General features: G+C 69.8%; 8 protein-coding genes. 4 read left to right on the plus strand and 4 right to left on the minus strand.

Features of this window, described 5'->3' with window-relative positions:
* The first annotated feature begins 373 nt into the window (after positions 1 to 373).
* The 4 genes from SA87_RS03475 (at position 374) to SA87_RS03490 (ending at position 5,331) form a co-directional block, all read left to right on the plus strand.
* On the plus strand, positions 374 to 1,387 hold the full coding sequence (locus tag SA87_RS03475; RefSeq protein ID WP_066199273.1) for an MBL fold metallo-hydrolase: 1,014 nt from the start codon (positions 374 to 376) through the stop codon (positions 1,385 to 1,387).
* 120 nt (positions 1,388 to 1,507) lie between these two features.
* The gene (locus SA87_RS03480; protein ID WP_211258058.1) at positions 1,508 to 2,176 is read left to right on the plus strand and encodes a [protein ADP-ribosylglutamate] hydrolase; all 669 of its coding nucleotides are present in this window, start codon (positions 1,508 to 1,510) and stop codon (positions 2,174 to 2,176) included.
* Positions 2,177 to 2,258: 82 nt separating this feature from the next.
* Positions 2,259 to 3,941, plus strand: coding sequence for an NAD(P)H-hydrate epimerase (locus tag SA87_RS03485; RefSeq protein ID WP_066441662.1), 1,683 nt, complete (start codon positions 2,259 to 2,261; stop codon positions 3,939 to 3,941).
* A gap of 136 nt (positions 3,942 to 4,077) precedes the next feature.
* Positions 4,078 to 5,331: an MFS transporter gene (locus tag SA87_RS03490; protein WP_066199276.1), complete on the plus strand. Its 1,254-nt coding sequence runs from the start codon at positions 4,078 to 4,080 to the stop codon at positions 5,329 to 5,331.
* Here the strand turns inward: SA87_RS03490 and murC are convergent.
* From murC to SA87_RS03510, 4 genes are all read right to left on the minus strand, one after another.
* Positions 5,264 to 6,652 (minus strand): UDP-N-acetylmuramate--L-alanine ligase, encoded by a 1,389-nt coding sequence (gene murC, locus SA87_RS03495; protein ID WP_082910460.1) that lies wholly within the window; start codon positions 6,650 to 6,652, stop codon positions 5,264 to 5,266. The genes SA87_RS03490 and murC overlap by 68 nt on opposite strands.
* A gap of 4 nt (positions 6,653 to 6,656) precedes the next feature.
* Positions 6,657 to 8,156: a bifunctional folylpolyglutamate synthase/dihydrofolate synthase gene (locus tag SA87_RS03500; RefSeq protein ID WP_066199279.1), complete on the minus strand. Its 1,500-nt coding sequence runs from the start codon at positions 8,154 to 8,156 to the stop codon at positions 6,657 to 6,659.
* 166 nt (positions 8,157 to 8,322) lie between these two features.
* On the minus strand, positions 8,323 to 11,268 hold the full coding sequence (locus SA87_RS14210) for a valine--tRNA ligase (RefSeq protein ID WP_281180920.1): 2,946 nt from the start codon (positions 11,266 to 11,268) through the stop codon (positions 8,323 to 8,325).
* A gap of 527 nt (positions 11,269 to 11,795) precedes the next feature.
* Positions 11,796 to 12,818, minus strand: a complete 1,023-nt coding sequence (locus SA87_RS03510) for a zinc-binding dehydrogenase (protein WP_245637636.1) — start codon at positions 12,816 to 12,818, stop codon at positions 11,796 to 11,798.
* Positions 12,819 to 12,973: the final 155 nt, after the last annotated feature.

Genomic DNA, 12,973 nt, shown 5'->3' on the forward strand with positions numbered 1-12,973 from the left:
GAAGTGGTAGCCGATGTTGTACCCTACCGTTTTTGATCGCTTCCATCGTTTCCCGTTCATGTCTGTATCATAGCACAACCATTAGAAAACTGCAATACATCTAACGAAAAAGCCGCCTTTCATCCCATCCTTGAAAGGGTGGGCTTTCCCGGCGGCCTCTCGTAAAAAGAAACGGTTCCCTCTGTCAGCGAAGTTGCGGCGATTTCTGGAAGCCGGCGTTCTGTGCTAAGATGGAAATAGCACCATGACCGCGGTCCTCGGAACCGAGCGTCTCATGGGCCCCATCGGGCCAAACCAACGGTCTGAAACGGGCCGAACATCGCGACCTCCCGTGAAACGGCCCGACCGGATGCGACGGAAGGGAGATGTGCCGATGACGGTTCACCCGGATCAAACGCCGGGGCCGGCGCCGGCCGAAGAGATCGTCCGCCTCGGCGACGGCCTTGCCCTCATCGACGTTTACGACCTGGAGCTTCCCCGCCGGACCGGCGCCTACGTCTTCCCCGAGGACCGGATCATCCTCGAAACGGGGCCGGCGATGGGCGCCGAACGGCTTCTCTCCGGCCTCCGCGCCCTCGGCGTCGAGCCGGCAAGCATCGAGACGATCATCGTCACCCACATCCACCTCGACCACGCCGGCGCCGTCGGGCTCCTCCTGCGGGAGATGCCCCACGCCCGCGTCGTCGTTCACCCTCGGGGCGCCCGGCACCTCGTCGATCCGACCCGGCTCATCGCCGGCGCCCGGGCGGTCTACGGCGAGCGGTACGACCGGTGGTTCGATCCGGTGCTCCCGGTGCCGGAAGACCGCCTGATCGTCCCGGAAGACGGCGAGCGGCGGACGTTCGGCCGGCGGACGTTTCTCTTTCTCGACACCCCCGGCCACGCCCGGCATCACCTCGGCATCGTCGACCTCGACGCCGGCGGCCTCTTTGCCGGCGACACCCTCGGCGTTCTCTACGCGGACCTCCTCGCCGACGGCGTCTTTTTCGTCGTCCCGTCGACCTCGCCGAACCAGTTCGACCCCGAGGCCACGCTGGAAAGCGCCCGCAGGCTCGAAGCCCTCCGTCCGAAGACGATCTACTACGGCCACTTCGGCGCCACCGACCGGGTCGAAGAGGCGTTTTACGCGCTCAAGGAGCGCCTTCCGGGCATGCTGAAGACCGTCCGGGACGCCCTAGAAACGGCCCCCTCCTTCTCGGCCGCCCCCCCGGCGGGGCCCGACCGCGCTCTCGCCGAACGGGCCCGGGACGCCCTCCTCCTCGCCTTCCGCCAGGAACTGGAGCGCCTCGGCGTGCCGGCCGATCATCCGGCCTACGCCATGCTCGGCTTCGATGCGACGATCGACGCCCTCGGCATCCTGGACCATCTCGGCCGGACCGGGAGATGAGAAGGTAAAAAACAGGAGGACCGATCTCCGAAAAGCCGGCGCCGATCCCAACCGTACGGAGGACGCCCTCGCCGGAGCAATGAAAAACGTGAGGAAGTGAAAAACGGAGGAAAAAGTGAAATGAAAAGCGATGAAATGAAAAACGGAGGAATGAAATACGGCGAAGCGAAAAGCGGACCGGCGGATCGCGGCGCACCGGAAAGCGCCCTCCTCGGCGCCGATCTTCAGTTCGCCGTCGTCGCCGGCGACCTCACCCGCTTTCCCGCCGACGCCATCGTCAACGCCGCCAACGCCGAAATGATCCACGGCGGCGGCGTCGCCTACGCCATCGCCCGGGCCGCCGCCGGCGACGCGGCCGCCTACACCCGCCTGACGCAGGAGGCCATGCAGAAAGAATACGGCCGCCCGTTCATCCGCCACGATGAAGTCGTCGTCACGCCGCCCCTCGCCCTCGCCGAACGCGGCATCCGCCTCGTCCTGCACATCGTCGGCCCGCGATGCGACGGGCGGTGGGACAAAGAGACGGAGGCGAAGCTCACCTCCGCCCTCTTCGCCGCCCTTCGGCGGGCCGATGCCGAAGGCATCCGGCACATCGCCTTCCCGGCGGTGAGCGCCGGCATCTACGGATGCCCCTTCGACGCCGTCGTGCGGACGTTTGCCGCCGCCGTTCAGGGATACGCGGCTTCCTTCCCCCGCCGGACGCTCCGGCAGGTCACCCTCGTCCTCCGAACCGAAGACGACGTTCGGCGGGCCCGGCAGGCCCTCGGCTGGGACGAACAAGACCTCTGAAACCGGTCGCGTGAAACCGGTCGCGCCTCCCGACGCCAAGCCGACGGCAGGCCGCCGGGCCGCCGGGAAAGGAGGGTTGCGCGTGCATCCGGATCCATCGCCCATTGAGGAGCTCGGGAGCCTTCGCCCGTACGGCATCCGCGACGTCGCCCGCTGGGACGAAAACGCCCGCTGGCTCGGGCTTTTGCCGCTTCAACTGATGGAAAATGCCGGCCGGGCGGTGGCCGACGTCATCGAGACCGCCTTCCCCGACGCCCGCCGCATCGCCGTCCTCGCCGGCCCCGGCAACAACGGCGGCGACGGCTTCGTCGCCGCCCGGCATCTTGCCCGGAACCGCACGGTCGACGTCTACCTCGTCGGCCGGCCGGAAGAGATCCGCACGCCGGAGGCCAAGCACAACTTCGCCCTCATCGCCGCCTCCCCTCACGTTCGGGTGACGGCGCTCGGGGCGGAAGACGACGTCCGGGCCCTCCGCCTCGAGGCGTACGACCTCATCCTCGACGCTTTGCTCGGCGCCGGCCTGCGCGGCGCGCCCCGGGGGCTCATGCGGGCGGCGATCGAGGCGATCAACCGGCACCGGCCGCGCCGGCCGGTCGTCGCCGTCGATCTTCCGAGCGGCCATCCGCACGAGCCGACGGTCGAGGCCGACGTCGCCGTCACGTTTGAATGGGACAAGCGAGAGTATGCCGGCTTTGCCCGCATCGTCCGCCCGATCGGCTTTCTCCCGGAGCTCGCCCACCTCGTCGGGCCGGCGGACGTCCGGCCGCATCTTATGCGGCGCGGCGCCCACAAAGGGGAAAACGGCGATCTGTTGATCCTCGCCGGAAGCTCCCGCTATCCCGGCGCGGCGGCCCTCGCCGCCCTGGCGGCGGCGCCCTTCGTCGACCGGGTCTTCCTCGCCCGGCCGGGGGAGGCGCCGCCTCCGTCGCCGGCCGTCATCCCCGTCCCCCTTCCCGACCGGCCCGGCGGAGGACGGGAGACGTTTCATCCGGACGACGTCGCCCTCCTTCGATCGTACCTGGAAGCGGCCGACGCGGTCGTCCTCGGCCCCGGCCTCGGTCGGACGCCGGAAGCGCTCGCCTTTGTGCGAAGCGTGCTGGCCGTCCTTGAGGCGCTTCGCCGGCCGCACGTCGTCGATGCCGACGCCCTGTACGCCCTCGAACCGTCCGGATCCCCGGGGTCGGAGCGGGCGGTCGGGCCGAACGCCTCGACCGAAGACGCCCCTTCCGGCGGCGGAGCGGACGCCGATCCGATCCGCGTTCTTACCCCTCACGGCGGCGAATTCCGCCGCCTTTGGACGGCCGCCTTTGCCGCCGCCGAAAGAAGCGTCGAGGAAAGGACCGATCTCGGAAGCACCTATTCGATCGGTCCGGCGACGCCGTGGGCCGACATCGCCGCCCTCGGCGAGGCGACCCGACGCCTCGCCGAGCGGTGGCACGCCGTCGTCCTCCGGAAAGGCCGCCTCGACATGATCAGCGACGGCCGCCGCTGGCGTTACAACCTCACCGGCGACGTGGGGCTCACGGCCGGCGGAACCGGCGACGTCCTCGCCGGCCTCATCGGCGCCTTCCTCGCCCGGGGCGTCCCGCCGCTCGAGGCGGCGATGACCGGCGCCTTTCTCGTCGGCCTCACCGGCGAAACCCTCGCCCGTAAGGTCGGACCCCACTACACCGCCGAAGCCGTCGCCGGCGCGCTGCCGGAGGTGACCGAACGCGTCCGCCGGGGGGACGCGCCGCCCCGGATCGCCTCGCCGTTTTTCCCTTGAGACGTCGTCGGACCCGAAACGTTCGCCGAGCGGTCGTCGCCCCGGCCGAACGAACGGCACTGGGGCGGATGTCGGGCTTGGCCGCCGTCGTGCCGATCGTCTGCCGCGCTCAGCGGCCGTCGAAAGGAGAACAAAGATGCCCGCACCGAAAACGGCGCCCCTCTGGTCGGGCGCCTTTGTCCGCGTTACCGCCGGAAACTTCCTACTTTTTACGGCCTTTCAGTTTCTTTTGCCCACGATCCCCCTCTACGCCGCCGACCTCGGCGCCGCCGAAACGGCCATCGGCCTCATCGTCGGCACGATGACCGCCTTTGCCGTCCTCATTCGACCGTTCGCCGGCGCCGCCCTCGACCGCTACGGCCGCCGGGGGCCGCTTTTCGCCGGGCTTTTGCTTCACGGGCTCGCCATGGGGCTGTACGCCCTTCCGTTCGGCCTGGCCGGCCTCGTCGTCGCCCGGATCGTCCACGGCCTCGGCTGGGGGATGGCGACGACCGCCTTCGGCACCCTCGCCGCCGACCTCGTGCCGGCGGAGCGCCGCGGCGAAGGGATCGGTTATTTCGGCCTCTCCTCGGCCCTCGGCATGGCCGTCGGTCCGGCGATCGGCAACAGGCTCTACGCCTTCGGGCCGGCGGCCGTCTTCGGCGTCGCTTTCGCCTTCACCGCCTTCGCGCTCCTCCTCATGGTGCCGCCCCTCCCGGCGCCGGCCGGCGATTTGCCGCCGCCCGACCGGACGGACACGGCGGACCACAAGACCGTCCCGCCCGCCGCCGCTTCCCGCGCCGGGCGGTCCGCGCCGCGCCTCATCCCGGCCCTCCGCGACCTCGTCGAACCGGCGGCCGCCTGGCCGGCGGCGCTCGCCATGCTCATGACGCTCACGTACGGCGGCATCGTCACCTTCCTCCCCCTCTTCGGGCGGGAGGCCGGCATCGCCGGAGCGGGGCTTTTCTTTTCCGCCAACGCCGTCATGACGCTCCTCGTCCGGCTCGTCGCCGGCCGGCTGTTCGACCGCTCCGGATACGTCGTCATCGCCGGCGCCGCCGTCTTTGGCGGCATCGGCCTCCTCCTCATCGCCGGCGCCCGCACCCTCGGCGACCTCCTCGTCGCCGCCCTCTTTTACGGCGTCGCCTTCGGCGTCATCCAGCCGGCGCTTCAGGCGTGGGCGGTGAGCCTCGCGGCGCCCGAGCGGCGGGGGGCGGCCAACGCGATGTATTTTTCTGCCTTTGACCTCGGCATCGGCGGCGGCGCCATCCTCCTCGGCCCCGTCGCCACCGCCGTCGGCTTTCGTCCCATGTACCGGGGGCTGGCCGCTCTCTTTGCCCTGTTCATCCTTCTCGGCGGCCTCGCGCCAAAGCCTCGCCGACGGCCCGCACGTCTCCGGCCCCCAGCGTGACGACGACGTCGCCGGGGCGAAGGGCCGCCCGAAGCGCGGCCAGAATCGCCGATCGGTCCGGAAGGTAGAAGGTCGGACGCCCGCTTTCGCGGGCGATCTCTCCGGCGAGGGCCTCGGCGCTCACCGCCTCCGGCGCCCGATCCCCCTTCGGCGCATAGACGTCGGTGACGTAGATAAGGTCGGCGTCGTCAAACGCCCGGACAAACTCCTGCCACAGGTAGTACACCCGCGCCTTCCGGTGCGGCTGGAACACGGCGATCACCCGGCGCCGAAGCGCCCGGGCGGCGGCGAGCGTCGCCCGGATCTCCGTCGGGTGGACGGCGTAGTCGTCGACGACGAGGGCGCCGTCGACCTCCCCCAGCCGCTCGAAACGCCGCTTCACCCCCGGAAAGGCCGAAAGCCCCTCGACGATCGCCGACGCGGGGACGCCCAGGACCCTAAGCGCCGCGGCGGCGGCGAGGGCGTTCATCACGTGGTGGGCGCCGATCACCTGAAGCCGCACCTCGCCGACCGGCTCGCCGAAAAGCTCCAGCCCGAACGACGCCCGGCCGTCCTCGAGCCGTACCTCGGCCCCCTCCGCCACCGTCACGTCGGCCCAGTGGGCGCCGAACGTGACGAAGCGAAGTCGGCGGCGCTTTTTTCGTTTTTTCACCGCCTCGTAGAGGGAGAGCACTTCGGGGTCGTCGACGCCGAGGACGACGGTGCCGCCGAGGCGGGTGTTTTTGGCAAAACGCAAAAACGCCCGTTTCAGCGCCTCGAAGTCGCCGTCAAAATTTTCCAGGTGGTCCGGTTCGATGTTCGTGATGACCGTCATCGCCGGGTGGTAGCGGAGAAACGAGCCGTCGCTTTCATCCGCCTCGGCGACGACGATCGAGCTTTGGCCGGCGCGGCCGCCGCTTTCCCAGCCGACCACCTCGCCGCCGATGACCGCCGTCGGAGAGCGGTCGGCCCGCTCCAGAACGTAAGCGATCATCGCCGTCGTCGTCGTCTTGCCGTGGGAGCCGGCGACGGCGATGCCGTAACCGGCGTTCAGCAGGTGCGCGAGGAGATCCGACCGGTGCACCACCGGCTGTCCCCGTCGGCGGGCCGCCGCCAGCTCGACGTTGTCCGGCGGGACGTCGGACGAATAGACGACCGTCGCCTCCGGCGGCACGTGCGCTTCGGCGTGGCCGATGAAGATGCGGGCCCCGGCGGCCCGAAGGGCGCCAAGCACCGGCTTTTCCCGGAGGTCCGAGCCGCTCACCTCGGCGCCCCGGCCGAGGTAGACCGAGGCCAAGGCGCTCATCCCGGTGCCGCCGATGCCGATAAAGTGAATCTTCACGCCTTCACCTTCCTTCCGCCGGACTTCCCGGAGGCAGCGAAAGAGGCGGCCGAACCCCGGCTTCGGCCGGCGCCCGGTAAGCGGCCGCTTCGGAGGGAGGAGGACCGGGCGGCTTCCCCGTTCGCGCCCGCCGGAGCACCGCCGGCCGGACGGCCTGGATGAGGTAGAGCGAACCGGTGACGGCGACGACCGGCGGGCCTTCGTCCGAAGGCACACGGCCGCTCCCGTCTTCCGCCGGGCGCTCCGGCGCCTTTTCGTCCCTGCCTGCGGCCAGGCGGATCGCCGCCGAAAGGGCCGCCGCCGGCGCCTGGTGGATATATACGGGCAGGTCCGACCGGATCATGCGCGCCGTCCGGGCAACGTCTTCCGGATCCCGGGCCCGAGGCACGTCCGGCGCCGTGACGACGAGGCCGTCGACGCGGGGGAGAAGGTGCATGAGCATCGCCCGATGGTCTTTGTCTTTCATCGCCGCAAAGACGGCATACCGCCGCCGCGCCGGGAAGAGCGCCTCCAGCGATCGGGAGAAGGCGTTCATGCCGTCTTCGTTGTGGGCCCCGTCGAGGACGATCGGAACGCCGGTCTTCGCATCGACGAACCGTTCAAACCGCCCGGGATGTTCGGCCTTCCGCAGCCCTTCCGCGATGTGGTCGTCTTCGATATAAAAGGCGTAAAAAAGCCGCAGGACCTCCGCCGCGACGACGGCGACGGCGGCGTTTTCAAACTGGTGCACGCCGACGAGGCCGAGGGCGAGATCGGGGTAGCGCCGGTGCAGCGTCGCCACGGTGAGCCGCTGCCCCTCGGGACCGAGGGAGCGCGCTTCGATCCAGTAGTGCGTCTCCGGCCCGTAGAGCGTCGTCCGGCGGGCCCGCGCCGTCTCCACCAGCACCGCCATCGCCTCCGGCGCCTGGGGGGCGGTGACGACCGGGACGCCGCTTTTGATGATGCCGGCCTTTTCCCGGGCAATGTCCCGGAGCGTCGGCCCGAGGAGCCGGACGTGGTCGTAGCCGATGCGGGTGATGATCGAAAGGATCGGGTAGACGACGTTCGTCGAATCGTGCCGTCCCCCCATGCCCGTCTCCCAGAGGACGACGTCCGGATACGCCCGGCGGGCGAAGTAGACGATCGCCGCCGCCGTGAGGAGTTCAAATTCCGTCGGCGCCCCGAGGGGCCCCGCGGCGAGCGCCTCGGCGTGGGGCCTTAAGGTCTCGTAGACGAACCGAAGCCCTTCCGGATCGATCGGCGCGCCGTTCAGCTGGATGCGGCTTTCATACGTCGTCACGTGCGGCGAGATGTACGCGCCGACGTCGTAGCCGGCAGCCCGCAAAATCCCGTGCAAAAAGGCAAGGGTCGAACCCTTGCCGTTCGTGCCGGCGATGTGCACGAATTTGAGTCGCCGCTCCGGATGGCCGAGCCGCTCGAGGAGGGCCTCCATGCGCACCGTCCCCGGCTCATACACGTCCTTCCGATGGGCTTCGAACCAGGCGATGATCGCTCGGACGTCCATCCCAACCCCTCCTTTTCCCCGCCGGCCCGATGTCTCCCGCGCCGGAACGACCGGGCGCCCGCCGTCGCATCAAGCGGGCGCCGATCGCCCCTCCGCGACGTCTCCCCACGCCGCGCTTGCATAGGCGGCCAGGCCTCCGGTTCCGGTCGCCTCGGCCGCCCTTCTCTCAGCCGCGCTTCTCCCGGGATTGCGCCTTATGCTCGTCGTTCAGCATCCGGGTGAAAAGCTCGAGCCGCTCCCGCACTTTCTCCCGTCGCTCGAGGTAGTCCCGCTCTTTTTCCCGCTCCGCCTCGACGACCGCCGGCGGCGCCTTTTCGACGAAGTCCGGGTCGGCGAGCTTTTTCCGCACCCGCTCGACCTCGCCGTCCCAGCGGGCCCACTCTTTCTTCAGCCGCTCGAGTTCTTTCTCCACGTCGACGAGGTCCCGAAGCGGCAGCCGGTACTCGGCGTGTCGCGTCACGCCGCCCAGGGCGTAAACCGTCTCCGGCGCCTCGCCCCGCTCCCGCGGCGCGACCGTCACGTCCGCCTGGGCCAGCCGGGCAATGTAGGGCCGGTGAGCGGAAAACCGCTCGATCGCCTCCGGGTCGGCGGCGATGTGGAGGGCGACCGTCTTCCCCGGCGCGACGCCGACCTCCTGCCGGATGTTCCGCACGCCGCGGATGAGCTCCCTCACCTCGCCGATCACCTCTTCGGCTTCCGGGTCGCGGTGGTGTGCTGCCGGTCGCGGCCAGTCGGCGATGACGAGGCTTTCCGGGCGGCCCTCCGGCGCCGCCGGAAGCAGGTGGTAGATCTCTTCGGTGACAAAGGGCATGTACGGGTGAAGGAGCTTGAGGGCCCGCTCCAGCACGTAGAGGAGCACGCCGAGGGCCTGCCGCCGGGCCGTCGGATCGGCGCCGTAGAGGTCTTCCTTGGAAAACTCGATGAACCAGTCGCAGTATTCGTCCCAGATGAAATCGTACACGAGGCGGCCCGCCTCGCCGATTTCAAACCGCTCCAGCCGCTCCGTCACCGCCTCGATCGTCGCCGCGAGGCGCGAGAGGATCCACCGCTCCGTCATCTTGAGCGTCCCGGCCCGATGCGCCGCTTCGACGATCCCCTCGGCGTCGAAGACGGCGTCCTCGACGTTCAGGAGGACGAAGCGGGAGGCGTTCCACACCTTATTGGCAAAATTCCGCGCCGCCTCCATCCGGTCTTCCCGGAAGCGGAGATCCTGCCCCGGAGCAAAGCCGGTCGACAGCATGAAGCGGAGGGCGTCGGCGCCGTATTTCTCGATCATCTCCATCGGGTCGACGCCGTTGCCGAGGGACTTGGACATCTTCCGCCCTTCGGCGTCCCGGACGAGGCCGTGGATGAGGACGGTCCGGAACGGATTGTTCCCGGTGAACTCGAGGGCGGTGAAGATCATCCGCGCCACCCAGAAGAAGATGATGTCATGGCCGGTGACGAGGACGTCCGTCGGGTAAAAGCGCCGGAAATCGTCCGTCTCCTCCGGCCAGCCGAGGGTGGAAAACGGCCAGAGGGCGGAACTGAACCACGTGTCGAGGACGTCCTCGTCCTGGCGGATCCGCTCGCTCCCGCAGTGGACGCACCGGGGGGGCGTCTTGCGGTCGACGGTGATGCCGCCGCAGTCGTCGCAGTGCCACGCCGGGATGCGGTGGCCCCACCAGAGCTGCCGCGAGATGACCCAGTCCCGGACGTTTTCGATCCAGTTCAGGTAGATCTTCTTAAAGCGCTCCGGGACGAAGCGAACGGGGACGTCTTCGCCGGAACCGCTTCGCCCGTGCGTCGGCGCGCCGGGCGCGAACGCCCCCGCGTTGCCGGCCGCCGAACCGCCCGTCCCCCCGTCGTCTTCCGCCGCCGGCGCAACACGGTCCCGATCCGCCAGCAGGCGATCGTCGGCGTGGGCTTGGGCGATCGCCCGCTCGGCGAGGGGCTTCATGCGGACGAACCACTGGGTCGACAGATACGGCTCGACGACGGCGCCGGTCCGCTGGCTGTGGCCGACGTTGTGCACGTGCCGCTCCGCCTTGACGAGGACGCCGGCGGCCGCGAGGTCTTCGGCGAGCCGGCGGCGGCACTCGAAGCGGTCGAGGCCGGCGTACGGCCCGGCGTTTTCGTTCATCCGGCCGCTTTCGTCCATGACGACGATCCGCGGCAGATCGTGCCGGAGGCCGATCTCGAAGTCGTTCGGATCGTGGGCCGGCGTCACCTTCACCGCACCGGTGCCGAAGGTCGGGTCGACGTAGGCGTCGGCGATGATCGGGATCTCCCGGCCGATCACCGGCAGGACGACCGTCTTCCCGACGAGCTCCCGGTAGCGCTCGTCGTCCGGGTGGACGGCGACGGCGACGTCGCCGAACATCGTCTCCGGCCGCGTCGTGGCGATTTCGATCCAGCCGCTTTCGTCCTTGAGCGGGTAGCGGAGGTGGTAGAGCTTCCCTTCCACCTCCCGGTACTCGACTTCGATGTCCGACAGGGCCGTCCGGGCGACCGGGTCCCAGTGGATGATGTACTCGCCCCGGTAGATGAGTCCCTTTTCGTAAAGGCGGACGAACACCTCCCGCACCGCCCGGGAAAGCCCCTCGTCGAGGGTAAAGCGCTCCCGGCTGTAGTCGAGGGAGAGGCCGAGGCTCGCCCACTGCTTCCGGATGACGTCGGCAAAGTGCTCCTTCCACGACCACACCCGCTCCAAAAACGCCTCCCGGCCGAGGTCGTGCCGCGTGAGTCCCTCTTCGGCAAGCTTCGCCTCGACCCGCGTCTGGGTGGCGATCCCGGCGTGGTCCATCCCCGGGAGCCAGAGGGCGTCGTAGCCCTGCATCCGCTTGAAGCGGATGAGGATGTCCTGAAGCGTGTTGTTGAGGGCATGGCCAAGGTGAAGATTCCCGGTCACGTTCGGCGGAGGGATCACGATCGTAAAGGGCGGCTTGGAGCCGTCGCCCTTCGGCGTAAAATACCCCCGCTCGACCCAGTGCCGGTACCACCTCTCCGCCGCCTCGTGAGGCCGGTACGTCTTCGGAATGTCCTTTTTCCCGGCGCCGGCCGCCCCGGCGCCGTTCGTCGCCGACGAACCTCCCCCGTTCGCCGGCGCCGCCTGCGTCTTGTCGCGCGCCATCCGAACGCCTCCTCTCACGTCCGGTTGCCGTTTTCCGGCCTTCCCCGGCCTTCCCCTGCAACGCTCCATCCCATGCGCCATCAAAAAAGCTCCGTCCTCGCCAAAGGACGGAGCCAAACTCCGCGGTACCACCTTTGTTCACCGCCCGTGCGCCACAGCCGGTCGTCGCCGGCCCGCCGATCGATCCGGAGTTCGAAGCCGCTCGCCGGCTTCTTGCCCGGATCCCGGGAGCGATGCGGACGGATCCGGACGAAGACCGCCCTCCGGCGCCGATGCGGTGCCCTCCCGGCCCGTAACGCGGGCCAAGCGGTCCGCCCTACCGGCCGGCGGACCCGGCGTTCGGGCGGACGGCTCCGGGGCGACCTTCGCCGCCGGCCTTAAGGGACCTTCCAGCCGCGGGCCCCCTCTCTGGATAAGGCGCAGGCGACTACTCCTCCCCGTCATCGCCGGCGATTCGTCCTGTCGACGTCGCGACCCCGGCGTCCCTCGGGTCGTGTGCACCATTGTACTGAACCGGCGGGTAAATGTCAAAGGCCCTCCGTCCACCGAAGGACGATCTTCCCGAACTGTTCCGAGCGCAAGAGCCGTTCGAACGCCTCCCGGGCCGCTTCCGCCGGGTACACCCGGTCGACGACCGGCCGCAGGCCGTGGACGGCAAAAAACGTCACCATTTCCCGGAACTCCTCCGTGCTCCCCATCGTCGTCCCGAGAAGCGTGTACTGCCCGTAGAAAAAGCTCCGGATGTCGATCTCCGCCGTCCCGCCGTAGCCGGCGGCAAACGTCACCAGCCGGCCGCCCCGCCGAAGCGCCCGAAGGGACGTCCCGAAGGTCACCCCACCGACCGTCTCGACGACGACGTCCACCCCGCGGCCGCCGGTCGCCGCCCGCGCCGCTTCGGCGAAGTCCCCGGCCGTGTCAAACACCCGCTCGGCGCCGAGGGCTCGGGCCCGCTCGGCCTTTTCCGGGCTCCGGGAGGTGGCGAACACCCGGGCGCCGAGGGCCCGGGCGATGAGGAGGGCGCTTTGGGCCACCGCGCCGCCGATCCCCGGGATGAGCACCGTCTCGCCGGCCCGGACGGCGGCCCGGGTCACGACCGCCCGGTAGGCGGTAAGCGACGACAGCGGAAGCGCCGCCGCCTCCTCCCACGAAAGATACGGCGGCTTCGGCACGACGCCCTCCGCCGGCACGACGATCGCCTCCGCCAGCGTGCCGGGATCCGGCACGCCGAGGATGCGAAACCCCTCCGGCGGCGCGTCGCTTTTGGCCGGCCAGCCGAGGCTCGGCACGATCAGCACTTCATCGCCGACGCGGACGCCCGTCACGCCGTCGCCGATCGCCTCGACGACGCCGGCGCCGTCGGAGCCGAGGATGGCGCCCGGTGCGGCCTTCGAGCGGCCTTCGAGAAAGTAGAGATCCCGGTGGTTGAGGGCGCTCGCCCGGAGCCGGACCCGCACCTCGCCGGGACCCGGTTCCGGAAGCGGCACGTCTGTCCACGCGAGTCCCTCAAGCCCCGTCCGTTCAAAAACCCACGCCTTCATCGTCCCGGCCATCCGCCCCGCCTCCTCCGTTCGCTCGCTTTTGAACTCGACCGCGGAACTCGACCGCGTGCCCGATGGCCGTGGGCCGACTGCCTCGCGCCGGAGGGCGCCGGCGGCCGGCGGCGCAACCGGCTTCCGCCGCGAGCGGGACCCCGCTCGCCGCCCCC

It is taken from the genome of Hydrogenibacillus schlegelii (assembly GCF_001653195.1).
Lineage (GTDB): Bacteria > Bacillota > Bacilli > Thermicanales > DSM-22653 > Hydrogenibacillus > Hydrogenibacillus schlegelii.